Origin of the sequence: Shimia sp. SK013 (genome assembly GCF_001292625.1) — a bacterium.
Taxonomy (GTDB): domain Bacteria; phylum Pseudomonadota; class Alphaproteobacteria; order Rhodobacterales; family Rhodobacteraceae; genus Shimia.
The window spans coordinates 67,210-83,248 of record NZ_LAJH01000014.1; the positions used below are offsets into that span (position 1 = coordinate 67,210).

General features: G+C 58.7%; 14 protein-coding genes. 9 read left to right on the plus strand and 5 right to left on the minus strand.

Annotated features, from left to right (window positions below; genetic code table 11):
• Positions 1-69: 69 nt before the first annotated feature.
• The gene (locus SHIM_RS13865; RefSeq protein WP_054003405.1) at positions 70-507 is read left to right on the plus strand and encodes an Lrp/AsnC family transcriptional regulator; all 438 of its coding nucleotides are present in this window, start codon (positions 70-72) and stop codon (positions 505-507) included.
• Here SHIM_RS13865 and SHIM_RS13870 read toward each other — a convergent pair.
• Entirely contained in the window at positions 504-1,394 is an 891-nt protein-coding gene (locus SHIM_RS13870; RefSeq protein ID WP_054003276.1) for a LysR family transcriptional regulator, read from the minus strand. The genes SHIM_RS13865 and SHIM_RS13870 overlap by 4 nt on opposite strands.
• A gap of 104 nt (positions 1,395-1,498) precedes the next feature.
• On the opposite strand from SHIM_RS13870, the gene SHIM_RS13875 reads away from it, so the two are divergent.
• From SHIM_RS13875 to SHIM_RS13895, 4 genes are all read left to right on the plus strand, one after another.
• Complete coding sequence (locus SHIM_RS13875) at positions 1,499-2,359, plus strand: phytanoyl-CoA dioxygenase family protein (protein ID WP_054003277.1); 861 nt, start codon at positions 1,499-1,501, stop codon at positions 2,357-2,359.
• Positions 2,360-2,373: 14 nt separating this feature from the next.
• Positions 2,374-2,997, plus strand: a complete 624-nt coding sequence (locus SHIM_RS13880; RefSeq protein ID WP_054003406.1) for an HD domain-containing protein — start codon at positions 2,374-2,376, stop codon at positions 2,995-2,997.
• Positions 2,998-3,274: 277 nt separating this feature from the next.
• On the plus strand, positions 3,275-6,286 hold the full coding sequence (locus tag SHIM_RS13885) for a valine--tRNA ligase (protein ID WP_054003278.1): 3,012 nt from the start codon (positions 3,275-3,277) through the stop codon (positions 6,284-6,286).
• 716 nt (positions 6,287-7,002) lie between these two features.
• The gene (locus SHIM_RS13895; RefSeq protein WP_054003280.1) at positions 7,003-7,329 is read left to right on the plus strand and encodes a DnaJ family domain-containing protein; all 327 of its coding nucleotides are present in this window, start codon (positions 7,003-7,005) and stop codon (positions 7,327-7,329) included.
• Between the two features lie 143 nt (positions 7,330-7,472).
• Here the strand turns inward: SHIM_RS13895 and SHIM_RS13900 are convergent, their stop codons facing one another.
• Positions 7,473-8,264, minus strand: a complete 792-nt coding sequence (locus tag SHIM_RS13900) for a crotonase/enoyl-CoA hydratase family protein (RefSeq protein WP_054003281.1) — start codon at positions 8,262-8,264, stop codon at positions 7,473-7,475.
• Between the two features lie 123 nt (positions 8,265-8,387).
• Between SHIM_RS13900 and SHIM_RS13905 the strand changes: the two genes are divergently transcribed.
• A complete protein-coding gene (locus tag SHIM_RS13905; RefSeq protein ID WP_054003282.1) occupies positions 8,388-9,491 on the plus strand; it encodes a pyridoxal phosphate-dependent aminotransferase in 1,104 nt (367 codons plus the stop codon).
• 105 nt (positions 9,492-9,596) lie between these two features.
• On the plus strand, positions 9,597-9,767 hold the full coding sequence (locus SHIM_RS20420; RefSeq protein ID WP_193749930.1) for a hypothetical protein: 171 nt from the start codon (positions 9,597-9,599) through the stop codon (positions 9,765-9,767).
• Here the strand turns inward: SHIM_RS20420 and SHIM_RS13910 are convergent.
• Positions 9,764-10,960 carry a pyridoxal-phosphate-dependent aminotransferase family protein gene (locus tag SHIM_RS13910; protein ID WP_054003283.1) on the minus strand — a complete coding sequence of 399 codons (1,197 nt, stop codon included), beginning with the start codon at positions 10,958-10,960 and terminating at the stop codon, positions 9,764-9,766. The two genes, SHIM_RS20420 and SHIM_RS13910, sit on opposite strands and share 4 nt — an antisense overlap.
• A gap of 186 nt (positions 10,961-11,146) precedes the next feature.
• Between SHIM_RS13910 and SHIM_RS13915 the strand changes: the two genes are divergently transcribed.
• Together SHIM_RS13915 and SHIM_RS13920 are read left to right on the plus strand one after the other, a co-directional pair.
• Entirely contained in the window at positions 11,147-12,973 is a 1,827-nt protein-coding gene (locus tag SHIM_RS13915; protein WP_054003284.1) for an ABC transporter ATP-binding protein, read from the plus strand.
• A 130-nt stretch (positions 12,974-13,103) separates the two neighbouring features.
• Complete coding sequence (locus SHIM_RS13920; protein WP_054003285.1) at positions 13,104-14,219, plus strand: beta-ketoacyl-ACP synthase III; 1,116 nt, start codon at positions 13,104-13,106, stop codon at positions 14,217-14,219.
• 409 nt (positions 14,220-14,628) lie between these two features.
• Here SHIM_RS13920 and SHIM_RS13925 read toward each other — a convergent pair whose 3' ends face one another.
• Both SHIM_RS13925 and SHIM_RS13930 read right to left on the minus strand, forming a co-directional pair.
• Entirely contained in the window at positions 14,629-15,444 is an 816-nt protein-coding gene (locus SHIM_RS13925) for a helix-turn-helix transcriptional regulator (RefSeq protein ID WP_054003286.1), read from the minus strand.
• A 77-nt stretch (positions 15,445-15,521) separates the two neighbouring features.
• Entirely contained in the window at positions 15,522-15,980 is a 459-nt protein-coding gene (locus tag SHIM_RS13930) for a hypothetical protein (protein ID WP_054003407.1), read from the minus strand.
• Positions 15,981-16,039: the final 59 nt, after the last annotated feature.

Genomic DNA, 16,039 nt, shown 5'->3' on the forward strand with positions numbered 1-16,039 from the left:
TTTGTCGTCGATTTCACGCGTCAAAAGGATAAAATAGCGGACCTAGGCAAACGAATCGACGAGATACTCATGCAACTTGACGAAACGGACCAAAAACTTCTTGCTCTGCTGTCAGAAAACGCCCGAGCGCCTGTGGCCACTTTGGCGCGCAAACTCAACTTGGCGCGCACAACTGTGCAGGCCCGTCTTGACCGGCTGGAAAACACAGGTGCCATTGCCGCTTACACGCTGCGCCTTGGTGACATCGCCCGCCCGCGCATTCGCGCTACGGCGCTTTTGTCCATCGAGGTGCGCGCCGGTCCTGCCGTGCTGCAAAAGCTGAAATCGCTGCCGGCGGTTGAAACCGTGCATACCTGCTCCGGTCGTGTGGACCTGATTGTGCAGCTCGCCGCTGACAGCACCTCGGAACTGGACGACACACTTGACCGCATCGGCGAAGCGCAGGGCGTCAAAAGCTCGGAAAGCCTGATCCACCTCTCAACGCGACTGGACCGTCCCCGCGCCTAGTCCCATCCCTGCGTGGCCACCCAGCCCAAAATCCAATCACGAAATCTCCGCGCGGGCGGACGCAGCGCGCGCAGATCGTCATAAACCAGATGATAGGCCTGACTGCCGCGTACCTTGAGACCCTCAAGGCACGGCACCAGTCCGGCGCCCGTCATCCCGTCATTGCTGGCGGGGGACCGCGCCAAGGCAATCCCTCGCCCGGCCTGCGCCATCGCCATCGCCATCACTGTGCTGTCAGCAAACACCATTCGCGCAGCGCCTGGCATGACCTTGACCTCTTCCAGAACATGACGCCAACCGCTGCGGTGCGTGCCCACTTCGATCAAGGGCCAGTCCAACAGATCCGCAGGCTGTGTGATCTGTGCCGCAACGTCCGGCAGTCCCACGGGATAAAGCCACTCCCCCATGATCCGGTCACTTTCCGCACCATACGCATGCGGATTGCCAAAAATAATCTGGAGATCGCTAAATCCCTGCTGGAAATCTCGCCCCGAATTGCCGGTGCTCATCACCACCGACACCCCCGGATGCGCCGCCTCAAATTCCGCCAGCCCCTGTGCCAAAATCCCATGGGCAAAAATCAACACGCAATTGAGATACAGCGCCTGCTCTTGCGTGCGGCCGAACAAGCCCTCGGTCGCCTCCTCCAAGGTCATCAACGATTGTTGCACCGGCGCCAGATAGGCCCGCCCGGCCTCGGTCAGGGTCACAGCATGCGCTTTGCGCACAAACAACGGCGCGCCAAGACGCTCCTCAAGGCTTTTGACCTGCTGACTCACTGCGGCTGGTGACATGTGCAACTGCTCCGCCGCCCGCGCAAAGCTTTCGGTGCGCGCCGCAGCTTCAAATACCCGCAGCCAGTTCAGCGATGGAACACGACTTGTCATATCATCAGCATAAGTAAAACTTAGCCTGCTCGTCCAGAACCATCATGCTGCGATCGCGTCCCCTAACTTTAAGGTCGGACCACGAACCTCACAGGACACCTCCGATGTTGCAATCTGACCTATCCAAGACCCAACAGACCCAATACTGGGACGACGGCTATCTCTTCCCGCTTGACCTGATGTCACCTGCGGAAGCCGCCGAGTGGCGCGCCGAATTGGAAACCATCGAAAAGGATTGGCTCGACGTTGGCCTGCCACTGCCAATCAACAGCTACAAACGGGTAAATTCCCACGTGGTCATGCCCATGGCCGCGCGCCTTGCGGCGGACCCCCGCGTGTTGGACATCGTCGAAGGCGTGCTCGGCCCCAATATCCTTGTCTGGAGCGCCGAGTTCTTCATCAAGGAACCTCAGACAAAGTCGTTTGTGTCGATGCATCAGGACCTGACCTATTGGGGGTTGGATGCGGTGGACGGTCTGGTCACAGCTTGGATCGCGCTTTCGCCCGCCACAACGGCCTCCGGCTGTATGGATTTTGTGCACGCCAGTCACAAGAACCCGATCCTGCCGCATGCCGACACCCACGGCGAAGACAATTTGTTGTCGCGCGGTCAAGAAGTCGTCGTGGACATCGCCCCCGAAGACAAAACCGCGATTGAACTGCAGGCTGGGCAGATGTCCCTGCACCACGGCCTGACAATCCACGGCTCCGGCCCAAATCAGTCTGACGACCGCCGCATCGGCTTTGTCATCCGCTACATCAAACCCGAAATCGCGCAGGAAGTGGCTGACAAAGACTATGCCATGCTGGTGCGCGGCGTTGATCGCATCGGCAACTTCATCCACCTAGCGCCGCCCAAAGACCTTTTTGCGCCGGCCACACTGGACCTCTACGAGGAAATCAGGAAAGCTCAGGCAGCCGCCCTGATGAAAGGCAGCAAAGATACAAAAAGGCTTTACGGATGACGGACACGCCAAAAATGGACCACGTCGACTTCACCCAGATGAAAGACGGCACCAAAGACGAATACGAATTCCTCAATGCGCTGGAAATCGACCACACAAAACACACCGCGGACCGCCTGCTCAAGGCACTGGTGGATCTGGACGAAAGCCTCACGGGCTATCAGATCACCCGCTTGGGCCATTCGCTGCAATCCGCCACACGGGCTTGGAATGACGGCGCCGACATCGATTGGGTGGTTGCGGCCTTGCTGCACGACATCGGCGACATCTATGCGCCCTACAATCACGACGAATATGCCGCCACGATCCTCAAACCTTTTGTGCGCGAGCAATGCACTTGGGTTGTGCAAACCCACGGCGACTTTCAGATGGTCTACTACGGTCAACACCTTGACGGCTTTGACCAAAACAAGCGCGACCGCCACCGCGGCCATCCCTATTTCGCCGACAACGAAGTCTTCTGTGAACGCTGGGATCAGGCCAGTTTCGATCCGGACTACGCGACCTTGCCGATAGAATTTTTCGCCCCGATGGTGCGCGAAGTTTTCGACAGGCAAGCCTATGATCCGGACGTGATCCAATCGGGCACCCGCGCGCCACTCACGGACCCTGCCACCGCCGCCGCGCGGGCGGCATAAGGCCACAAACAAGAAATGCCGCCTGATCCATATTTCAGGATCGGACGGCACTTTGGTTTTGCTTAGACTCCCCAGTCTTCCGCAAGCCCCTTATCTCACAGTAGGGTTAACATCCCCCTACCGCCTTGGCGGGCTCCGGTGACCAGCCAATTTCCACCTATCTTCCCTGCGAAAGCGTCACTTCAGCAATCTTGCTCTCAAACCCCGCCCTTCGCGCTTCCCCTTTGGCTCTGCTTTCGCTAGAGACAGGCGCGACCGGATAAAGGGATCAAGACCGATGGCGATGGAAAAAACCTTCAACGCAGCCGAGGCCGAAGGCCGGCTTTATGACGCTTGGGAAAAAGCAGGCTGCTTCACCGCAGGCGCGAATGCCAAACCAGGTGCGTCCACCTATTGCATCATGATCCCGCCGCCAAACGTCACTGGCGTTCTGCACATCGGTCACGCGTTTAACAACACGCTTCAGGACATTCTGATGCGCTGGAAACGCATGCAGGGATTTGACACCCTCTGGCAGCCGGGCACCGACCACGCGGGGATCGCCACCCAGATGGTTGTCGAGCGCAAGCTGGCCGAGACCCAACAGCCTTCCCGTGCCGAATTGGGCCGCGAAAAATTCCTTGAAAAAGTCTGGGACTGGAAAGCCGAGTCCGGCGGCACCATCATCAACCAGCTCAAGCGCCTTGGCGCGTCATGTGATTGGGACCGCGAAGCCTTCACCATGTCCGGCGCGCCCGGCGCGCCTGCTGACGTGGCTGGCGGCAACTTCCACGACGCCGTGCTCAAGGTCTTTGTCGAGATGTACAACAAAGGCCTCATCTATCGCGGCAAACGCCTCGTGAATTGGGACCCGCATTTTGAAACCGCAATCTCCGACCTCGAAGTCGAAAACATCGAAGTCGCGGGCCACATGTGGCATTTCAAATACCCGCTCGCTGGCGGCGCGACCTATACTTATGTCGAGAAAGACGAAGACGGCAACGTCACGCTTGAGGAAGAGCGCGACTATATCTCCATCGCCACCACGCGCCCCGAGACCATGTTGGGCGACGGCGCGGTGGCTGTGCACCCCTCGGACGAACGTTACGTGCCCATCGTAGGCAAACTGGTCGAAATTCCGGTTGGCCCCAAAGAACACCGCCGCCTGATCCCGATCATTACCGACGACTATCCGGACAAAGACTTCGGCTCCGGCGCTGTGAAGATCACCGGCGCGCATGACTTCAACGACTACCAAGTCGCCAAACGCGGCGGCATCCCGATGTATCGCCTGATGGACACCAAAGGCGCAATGCGTGCGGATGGCGACAGCTATGATGCTGCTGCGACCATCGCCATGGCTGTGGCCAAGGGTGAGAAGACGCTGAGCGTTCAAGAAGCTGACGCCGTGAACCTCGTGCCCGACGACATCCGTGGTCTGGACCGCTTTGAGGCGCGCAAACTGGTGGTTCAGCAAATCACCGACGAAGGCCTCGCGGTGATGACCACCGAGACCACCACGGTCAAGGATGAGGACGGCAACACGTCCGAGGTCACACAGACCGTGCCTTACGTGGAAAACAAACCCGTCATGCAGCCCTTTGGTGACCGTTCCAAAGTGGTGATCGAGCCGATGCTGACGGATCAGTGGTTTGTGGAAACCGACAAGATTGTCGGCCCCGCGCTGGACGCTGTGCGCGACGGCACCGTGAAAATCCTGCCGGAGTCGGGCGAGAAAACCTATTACCACTGGCTTGAAAACATCGAGCCGTGGTGCATCTCGCGCCAGCTCTGGTGGGGGCATCAGATTCCGGTTTGGTACGGGCCGGACGAAACTGCGTTCTGCGCCTCCACTGACGCAGAAGCGGTCGAAATGGCGCGTGCTCACTATCAGAGCTTATACCACGACTCTGAAGAAACATACGGCCAGCGGGATGCTGAAACGAATGCGATTATCTTCGCAGCCTACAAGTCAGATCCGATTAACCTGAACCGCGACCCCGACGTCCTCGACACTTGGTTCTCTTCCGGCCTCTGGCCCATTGGCACCCTGGGCTGGCCAGAAGACACCGCCGAGATGCAAAAATACTTCCCAACCTCGACACTCGTCACCGGGCAGGACATCCTGTTCTTCTGGGTCGCCCGCATGATGATGATGCAGCTTGCCGTGGTTGATCAGATCCCGTTCGACACCGTCTACCTGCATGGCCTCGTGCGCGACGCCAAGGGCAAGAAGATGTCCAAATCCACCGGCAACGTCATGGACCCGCTGGAAATCATCGACGAATACGGCGCCGACGCGCTGCGCTTCTCCTCGGCGGCTATGGCGGCTTTGGGTGGCGTGTTGAAACTCGACATGCAGCGCATCGCGGGCTACCGCAACTTTGGCACCAAGCTCTGGAACGCCGCGCGTTTTGCCGAAATGAACGGCGTGTTTGAAGACAACGTGACCGCGTGGTCCGGCGAGCAACTGACACAAACCGCCAACCTCTGGATCATCGGCGAAACCGCCAAAGTCCGCGAAGAGGTCGACGCCGCACTCGAAAGCTTCCGCTTCAACGACGCCGCCAACGGGCTTTACGCCTTTGTCTGGGGCAAGGTCTGCGACTGGTACGTGGAATTCTCCAAGCCGTTGTTTGGCGCGGAAGACGCCGCAGCTGTGGCCGAAACCAAGGCCACCATGCGCTGGGTGATTGATCAGTGCCTGATCATGCTGCACCCCATCATGCCCTTCATCACCGAAGAGCTTTGGGGCGAGTTGGGCGACCGTGAAAAGATGCTGGTGCACGCCGATTGGCCGACCTACACCGCGGCGGATTTCGTCAATGCCGATGCCGACCGCGAAATGAACTGGGTGATCTCTGTGATCGATCAGATCCGCTCGGTGCGTGCCCAGATGGGCGTCAACGCGGGCGCCAAAATCGACGTAGTGGTCAGCCAGATTACCGACCAAAACCGCGCGGCGCTTAAGAGCAACGAAGCGCTCATCTTCAAGATCGCCCGCGTGGTGTCCATGACCGAGGTCGACGCCTTCCCCAAAGGCACCGCCACAGTCGCCGTGGACGGCGCCACCTTGGGTCTGCCACTGGCCGACATCATCGACATCGATGCCGAGAAAGCGCGCCTTGAGAAAGGCTTGGGCAAACTGGCCAAGGAACTTGGTGGTCTGCGTGGCCGCCTCAATAACCCGAAATTCGTCGCCTCCGCGCCGGATGAAGTGGTTGCCGAAGCCCGCGCAAACCTCGCCGCTCGCGAAGAAGAAGAGGCCAAAATTCAGGCCGCTTTGAACAAACTCGCCGAGCTGGACTAGGCCCGCCTAAGCAAAAAAACGTGCCAAACCATAGCGCTTGGTTTGGCACATTCGTTTAACGCACTCACCGAACGCCAGATCCGGCAAACTCTGCTTCAGGAAACGCTTGGACGGCCCCCGTGAGGCGCTTAAAAATCCTTGATCCTGTAGAGAGGAAGGCGTCGATGGCGGGCATTTCGTTGCATGCATTGGAATACAACGTCGAGTGCAAAGCCTGCCGGATTTTTTTGAAGTAAGGTTCGCCTATCACACCGACAATACGTCAAAATCCCACACGACTTTGAACCTTTCTGCGCACGCCACACGCCCTGCTAGGCACGTAAATATGTTCAGCAAATTTGCGCCCGTCATCGGCGGTTTTCGGATCAAGGGCACAATGTCACAGTTGTAGCGCCACGACAGAACTCGGCTGCTGTGGTCGGTTGTGGCCGCAATTCTAAAATTTCCAGACATACAAAATGGGCAGGCAATTATTTTTGCGAAAATTGGTAACTTTTCAGTTAATTAATTGCGCTGGTCGCAACACGCAATTCCCCTCTCTTGTGTCTCAAAACCCCGAAATCCGCGGTCTTTCCACCGGACGGCGCCATCAAAAACCGTTCACCAATCCGCTTGGATGAACCGGCTTTTGGGTCTCGCCAAACGCCTGTGCAAGTTCTTGCCGAACGGGTGCTAAGACCTTTGAAACCCACGCGTTTCACACCTAACTCACTGACATGACAATCTCCATGAACGCACTCATCGAACGGCAGATCCTCAAAGCGCAAGCTGAGGGTCAGCTTAATAACCTCTCCGGCGCGGGCAAACCGTTGCGGAGAACACACATAATCCCAGGCGGCGGCGCGTCGGTCAGCCAAACCATTAAGGCTGGCTTGGGTGTGCCCAAATCACCGGCACCGCTCAAAGAGCAAATCGAAGCCGCCCGCAGCCGCCTCGCACAGGAAATCAACCCCGAAGCGAAACGATCACTGGTGACGGAGATCACCAAACTGGAGTTGGCCTACAACATCGAACGTGAAGCTTATTTGAACTTCATGAAGTAACCCAGCCAAGCCCGCCGCTCCTGATGGATTGGCACAGCGCTACCTCTCAAAGGAAAAAGGCCGTCGCATTTCTGCTGACGGCCTCGGCTTATGACCCGCACCCACGCCCATATGACGCTTGGTGCGCTTTTCTTTGAGTGTCTTCAGTCAAACTTGGCCGGACGCTTTTGCATATTGGCCGCAATGACTTCCATCTGATGCGCCTTGCCAATCAGGGTCGCTTGCAAACGGCTTTCCTCCAGCAAAACAGCGTCGGGATCGTCCATGTTGTCCTCGGCAAATCCGATCAACGCCTTGGCCGCGCGAATGGCTGTCGGGCTCTTGCCCGCGATCTCTTCAGCCAACTCCATGGCCGCCGCCAGCGGATCGTCCACGATCTCGCTCACCAGCCCCCATTCCAGCGCCTGTTCAGCCACAAACGACTGCGCTGTATACGTGAGGCGGCGGATCACATCGGACCGCGCCAGATGCGGCAACAAGGCCATGCCGCCCATGTCCGGCACGATGCCCCATTTCATTTCCATGATCGAAAACTTGGTGCCCGGTGCCGCGAACCGCACATCCGCGCCCAGCGCGATCTGAAAGCCCCCGCCATAAGCCACCCCCTGAAGCGCACAAATCACCGGCATCGGCAACTTGCGCCACACCAGTGGCACCTGCTGGAACAGGTTCGCGTTGCCATAGGTGCGCGGCATCAGCAGATCATCAGGACTACCACCCGCCATCGCGCCAAAGCTCATCACGTCCAGACCGGCACAGAACGATGCGCCTTCGCCCGACAATACCACAACGCGCACATCGTCACGTTCCATCAGGCTTTCGCCCGCTTCGGCAATCGCCTCCAACATCGCCGGGTCCAGCGCGTTCATCTTGTCGGCACGGGTCAGGGTGACACGAGCGATGTGGTTTTCGACTTCGATTGATACGCGGGCCATGGGCAGCCTCCTCCTAAGATCAGGTTTGTTGCAGCCTACTCTCGCCACCGCTTCAAGGAAATCCACCCTGACGTGAGGGCATTTTATCTTGCCCGACGCCCGCCGTTGCGGCACTTAACGGTCATGAGCACACCTCGATACACAAAACTCGCCCTGTCCCTGCCCGCCACGGTGCCCTTTGTTGGCCCCGAGGCGCAGGAACGCGCGATGTCGCGCCCCTTTGCTGCCCGTCTGGGTGCAAATGAAAACATATTTGGTCCTTCGCCCAAGGCGATTGAGGCGATGACGAAAGCGGCCTCCGATATCTGGATGTATGCGGATCCCGAAAGCTACGACCTGCGCCACGCACTCGCCGAGTTTCACGACGTCACACCGCAAAACATCGTGGTGGGCGAAGGCATCGATGGGCTGCTTGGCTATCTCGTGCGCCTTTTGGTCGAAGCCGGGGACACGGTCGTGACCTCACAAGGCGCCTATCCGACATTCAACTATCACGTCGCCGGTTTTGGCGGCACGCTGCACACTGTGCCCTATCGTGATGATGCCGAAGACCTTCCAGCTCTCTTGGCCAAAGCCGCCGAGGTCGACGCCAAACTGGTGTACTACGCCAACCCCGACAACCCGATGGGCAGCTGGGCCACCGGCGCCGACATCGTCGCGCAGCTGGACAACATCCCCGAGGGATGCGTGCTGTTGATTGACGAGGCTTATATTGAGCTCGCCCCAGAGGGCACCGCTGCGCCGGTTGACATAAACGACGACCGCGTGATCCGCATGCGGACGTTTTCCAAGGGCTACGGCATGGCCGGCGCGCGCATAGGTTATGCGCTCGGCGAGGCACATTTCATCCGCGCCTTTGAGAAAATCCGCAACCACTTCGGCCTGAACCGCGCCGCACAAGCGGGTGCCTTGGCGGCGCTGCAAGACGCCGACTGGTTGGCGCAAACACAAGCCAAAGTGGCCGAGGCACGCGATACCATCGCGAGCATTTCCGAGAAGTACGGCCTCAAGGCGCTGCCATCGGCCACCAACTTTGTCGCCATCGACTGCGGGCGCGACGGCACATATGCCAAAGCTATTCTCGACGGTCTGGTGGCGCGGGGCGTCTTTGTGCGCATGCCCTTTGTGGCGCCGCAAAACCGCTGCATCCGGCTCAGCTGCGGCCCGGCCGACGCGCTGGCGCTGTTTGATGAGGCATTAGAAGAGGTTCTGGCAGAGCTGGACTAAACCGCCCCCAACCTTGGGATGCAAACACGCGAGAGCAACCCCTCACAAAATTGTGGCATCGCGCGATCTGGTTTCCACGCTACACTCCTCACCAAGGAGTGCGCCATGGCCAGACCGGTCCGACCCGTCGAAAACTACACCACCACCTGCCTTGTGTTGGGGCTGGTCAACCTCTTGTGGATTTTCGCTGCCATTTGGGCCTTCTTCGGCTTTGGCTGGGTGCTGTTGACAGGCTGGCTCCTGAACCAAGGCATCAGTCGCCTCGCCCGCCGCTAGCCGGCCGCAATCACATCCGCCGCCGCTTCCAATGCGCCCGCGCCGTGCGGAATGTCGAGGAAACGCATTCCGGTCTGCACCGTCGCCAACAGCCCCAGGATCATCTGCGCGTTCACATGACCCATATGGCCAAACCGGAAGAACCCGTCACCCTTTGGATCCTCCTCAGTGCTCATGCCAAGGCCAATGCCCAGCGTAAGCCCCGCCTGATCCTGACACCAACGCCGCAACCGCGTGCCGTTTTCCTTGCCAATCTGCAGCGCTGTGACTGCGTGACTGCGCGCCGCTACGTCGGGCATGTTCAACGCGAACGGCCCACCCGCGCCCCACGCGCCTCCTGCAGCCCAGATCATCCGCGCCAATGTCTCATGCCGCGCCCAGACCGCCTCAAGACCTTCGGCCTTGATCATATCAAGCGCCACCCTCAGCCCATAAAGGTGATGCGTCGGAGCAGTGCCGCAAAACAGCTCGTAATAAAGCTCCGGATTTGCGCGCGGCTGCCAGTCCCAATACCGACTTACCCGCGCCATTTCCGAGCGCACGCCCGCCGCTTTTTCGTTGAAAAACACAAAGGCCATGCCCGGCGGTACCATCAACCCTTTTTGGCTGGCCGCCACCATCACATCGACGCCCCAAGCGTCCATCTCGAACCGGTCACAGCCCAGCGATGCAATACAGTCCACCATCAACAAAGCCGGATGCCCCACCGCGTCCATCGCCGCCCGCAAAGCCGCAATGTCGGATTTAGCGGAACTTGACGTGTCCACATGTACTGCCAACACTGCTTTGATGCTGTGGTCCTTGTCCGCCGCCAAACGCTCCGCAACCCGTGCCGGATCAATCGGGCTGCTGCGGCCAAAATCGATCACTTCCGTATCCGCGCCCAGACCTGTCGCCATTTCGCCCCAGCCGTGGCCGAACCGACCGGCGGCTGGCACCAAAACTTTGTCGCCGGGCGCAATCACGTTGGCCAATGCCGCCTCCCAGCTCGCATGCCCATTGCCAAGGTAGATCGCCACATTGTGCGCCGTGCCCGCCACCATCTTAAGGTCCGGCAACAGCCCATACGTCATGTCGATCAGCTCGCCCTCATAGATGTTGGGTGCGCTGCGATGCATGGCGCGCAACACCGCCTCCGGCATCACCGATGGTCCGGGAATGGCAAGATACGTCTGACCGTTGGCAAGCGTCATTGTGAAAGTCTCCTGATCCGTAGCAGGCCGACACTACGCCCAAAGGCAGCGGCGTCAATCCGCACACCATGACTTTGTTCTGGCCTCATAGCCGCCTGCACGATAAACGGGCATCAACGGACACTATCAAAGGCCCCGACTGTGGACACGCAACAGGCCCTCCCTGAGACCAAAGCCTGGCCGCTTATGCGCTGGCTTTGGACCGGATACCTCAAAAAATACAAGTGGTTCCTGCTTGCCGCGGCAATTCTCATGGCCCTCGAAGGCGGCTCTCTGGGCGCCTTTAGCTACATGATGAAGCCGATGTTTGACACCGCTTTCGCCAGCGGCGACACGGGCGCGCTTTTGTCGGTCAGCCTGATTTTTGGCGGCATCTTTGTGCTGCGTGGCGTGACCAGCGTGCTGCACAAGATCCTGCTGGCCTTTGTGTCGCAAAAATCCGGTGCCGACCTGCGCATCGGATTGGTGAGCAACCTCATGGTGCAGGACAACGCTTTTCACCAAACCCACCCCCCCGGCCACCTGATCCAGCGTGTGCAAGCTGACGTGCAATCCATCAATGGCGTCTGGGCCGCCTTCATCACCGGTGCGGGCCGTGACGTGATCGCGCTCTTGTCTCTGATCGGTGTCGCGGTCAGCATCGACTGGCTCTGGACGCTGGTGGCCTTCGTCGGTATGCCGCTTCTGGTGTTGCCCGCGTTGGGCGCACAACGTTTCGTGCGCCGCCGTGCGCGCGAGGCCCGCGACCTTGGCGCAGATATCTCCACCCGTTTGGATGAAATCTTCCACGGCATCGTGCCAACCAAGCTCAACCGTCTTGAAAAATACCAATCGGATCGGTTCCGGCGCGACACCAAAGCTCTGGTCAAAGCGCAGATCAAAGCCACCGCAGGCACCTCCTCGATTTCGGGCATGGTTGATTTCACCGCCGGCCTCGGCGTGTTCTGCGTGCTGTTGTATGGCGGATCCGAAATCGTGTCTGGCGAGAAGACTGTTGGCGAGTTTATGGCCTTCTTCACCGCTGTCGGCATGATGTTTGAACCGCTGCGCCGGCTTGCAGGCGTCACCGGCCTCTGGCAGGTCGCTGCCGCCGCAATCGAACGCCTCAAGGAATTGATGGACCTTAAGCCGACAATCGCTGACCCGGCCAAACCCAAACCCACGCCGGAAGGCGTGCCGGAAATCACGCTCTCAGACATCAAATTGGCCTACGGCGGAACACCTGTGCTTCAGGGCACGAGCTTCACCGCCGAAGCTGGCAAGACCACGGCAATCGTCGGCGCATCCGGCGCCGGTAAATCCACAATCTTCAACGTGCTCACGCGCCTTGTGGATCCGCAATCCGGCAAAATCACTATCCAAGGTGTGAACAACCGCGACCTCACACTGCACGGCCTGCGCAATATGTTCTCTGTGGTCTCCCAAGAGGCGCTGCTGTTTGACGAAACCGTGCGCGAAAACATTCTGCTCGGACGCGAGGATGTCTCGGATGAGAATCTGAAAACAGTGCTCGATGCGGCGCATGTCTCTGACTTCCTACCCAAGCTGGCCAACGGTCTGGACACCGAAGTCGGCCCGCGCGGATCAAACCTGTCTGGCGGCCAACGCCAACGCGTCGTGATCGCCCGCGCACTGTTGCGCGACACACCGATCCTGTTGCTGGACGAGGCGACGTCCGCGCTGGACACCAAATCCGAAACGGTTGTGCAAAAGGCTTTGGATCGGCTGTCCAAAGGCCGCACCACATTGGTCATTGCCCACCGCCTATCAACCGTGCGCGAGGCCGACAAAATTGTGGTCATGGACAAAGGCGAAGTGGTGGACCAAGGCCCACACAAAGAATTGCTCGCCCGCGGCGGCGTCTACGCTGAATTGCACCGGCTGCAATTTTCCACCGAAGGTGTCACCGCCGAGCAGCAGGCTCTGACCCCTGTGGCCTCCGTGGACACAGCGGACAATGAACGTCGCCCCGGCCTTTTCGGTCGCCTGTTCGCAGGCTTGATGCGCAACTGATTGGCCAACCTTCCCGCCCATTCTGCCCGTCCATTCTGCCCGTCGCCCCTTGACTGACCTAGAGTAAACTCTTGACCTTCAGGGGGGTTTGGGTGCTAGCTGCGCGCCACAAGAACAGCAAGAGTGATCCATGTTCCAGCCAGCCATCACCGGTTCCGGTGTCTTTACCCCCGATCAAGTCATCACCAACGACGAGCTGGTCGAGAGCTTCAACGCCTATGCCGACAAGGTGAACGCGCAAAACGCAGATGCGATTGCAGCGGGCGACATGGACCCCGTGCCACATTCCTCGAGTGAATTCATTTTCAAGGCCTCCGGCATTGAGCAGCGCCACGTGCTGGACAAATCCGGCGTTCTGGACCCCGACGTCATGCACCCTCTGTTGCGCCAACGCGGCGACGATGAACCCGGTGTCATGACCGAGATGGCTGTGGACGCTTGCACCAAGGCACTGACGCAGGCTGGCCTCGAAGGCTCTGACATCGATCTGGTGATTTGCGCCGCCTCCAATATGGAACGTGCCTATCCCGCCGTGGCCATTGAAATTCAACAGGAACTGGGCGCAGGTGGCTTTGCCTTTGACATGAACGTTGCCTGTTCCTCGGCCACCTTTGGCATTCAGGCCGCCGCCGACATGGTGCGTTCCGGCTCCGTGCGCCGCGCGATTGTTGTGAACCCGGAAATCTGCTCCGGCCATTTGGAATGGCGCGACCGCGACTGCCACTTCATCTTTGGCGACGTGGCCACCGCAACCGTGATCGAACGCAGCGAGGACGCCAAGGGCGACTATTTTGAGATCATCTCGACCCGCTGCGCTACAAAATTCTCCAACAATATCCGCAACAACCTCGGCTTCCTGCGGCGCTCGCGCCCCGATGGAGTCGACGACCGTCGCGACATGCAGTTCATGCAGAACGGCCGCAAGGTGTTCAAAGAAGTTGTGCCGATGGTGTCCGCCCATATGCTCAACCACCTCGAGGCCGAGGGCATCTCCGACGTGCGCCGTCTCTGGCTGCATCAGGCCAACAAGTCGATGAACGATTTCATTGGCAAAAAGGTCATGGGCCGCACCCCCGAAACCGGCGAACAACCCAACATCTTGCAGGATTACGCCAACACCTCGTCAGCCGGATCAATCATCGCATTTTCCAAATTTTCTGATGATTTGCAGCCCGGAGAATATGGCATGATCTGCTCATTCGGCGCCGGATATTCGGTTGGATCTGTTCTGGTGCGTCGGCACTAAAACCCTCAGCACCGGCTCGTACCCGAAGAAACAGCGAGTCGGTATTTGCGACCAGCCTTGGCGCAATAACTGCCATTATATGTAGTTAAATCCTCAATACCTGCCTTAATTGACAGTGCAAGAGGCGTGGGTTTGCATTCGACTGTCACAGACTCGTTTACGTTCCTGCGCTACCATTAACCTTGGAAGGTGCTTTCGTCTCGCCGCGCTACTTCCCCAGGTAGCCTGTGACGTCAGTTTAGGTTTTGGAATTGCTCCACAACTCCCTTCTACTCTGTGCAGTCCCGTACGGAGGGTTGTCTATTGCACACCCGTGCATGTGTTCTTGTATGTCCTTTTATGACGTGAGGGTGTCTCGGTTTTTCCGGGGCACCCTTATTTTCGGCCGCCCGCACCTATGCGACCGCACTCAATGATCTCGCGGATCACGGCGCCGAAACCGCCCTTTGCCCTGGGGCGCGACGCCCATTTCCACCAAAATCACTGGATCGCTTGCATTCGAGCGGCTCAACGGATCAGGCACCAACCCGACACTCATCGCCAACGCCGCCAGATCGGCGCGATTGGCCAAGCCGGTCTTCGCCAGAATATTGTTCATACGCTGTCGCACCGCCGAGACCGTGACCCCAAGCCGTTCTGCGATCACCTTGTCCTGCAGCCCTGCACCGATCATCTCCAAAAGCTCACGCTGCTTTTCCGATATCCGGTTTCGATCCACAAACTCCGCGGAAAAATGTGTCATATAGCGTTGAAACCCCATCATCGCGACCGAGTTCAACACCCAGCCATGGGTCTGGATAATGCGCCGCATCTCGCGTTTGGTGTGATCGCCTGAAAACGTAATCATCGAGGCCTGCGGCGGCGCATGCGTCCGCAGCGGAATCGAAAACCCGGCCCGCATTCCGCGGCGCGCTGCCTCCTTGAGAACCTCATACCGCGCTTCCGGGATGTGCATATAGTCGTCGATAAACTCCACCCCGGTGGCCAAAGGTGTCAGGTGGTGTATCACGTGTGTTCGAAAATAAGACCACTTAACCACATCCGGGTCTGCGTTCAGGTCATTCAACCAGCTGGAATCATAGGACGTGCGTACAAACAATGTACGCTTCCAATCCTCATAATTGTCAGCCGTGACAAAATCCACAAACGGCAGGTTCAAATCCCGCCCGACGCCCACAATCAGGGCCCAGACTTCGGATGAACTTTTGGTGGATTCCAGATCCACCAGAAACTGGTGCAAAAGCTCTGGTGTTAGGCGCTCCGCCTGAAACAGCGGTCGCCGTTCAGTTCGCGGCGGCGTGCTCAGACCGTTTCCTCCTCAAGGTGCAGCTTCATGTCGACCAGAACTTGCTGCAAAGCCACGGTTTCCCGCAACAGCCGCTTTGCTTCGGTCACAGTGATGATCCCGTCCTCGATGGATTGGCCATATTCGCCCATCAACACCGCGAACCGCTGACTCAGGGCGATAACATCTGCGTTAACACCGCCCTTGTCATCGGAATTGCGCCGACGTTGATCATGGTTGAGCGTGCTGCCTTTCAGCTCGGCCAAGGCCGATGTCACATGCGGATAAGACGCCGCCTCCTCAAGCGCAGCCACCGCATCAATCGGCATAAACCGATCCAGATGCTCATCATGGGACGAATAATACCGCCCCAATGTGGCCTTTGATTTACCGCTCAACTCACATGCTGCCTCAATACCCACGTCCTTAACCAAGGCCTCGGTGTGTTTCTTGAGATAGCTGCCTACAACACTCATCACGCGCGCTCCGTTTTCCGGCGCCCCTGTTTTGGGGGAATTTGCCAAGTCTTTTCCCA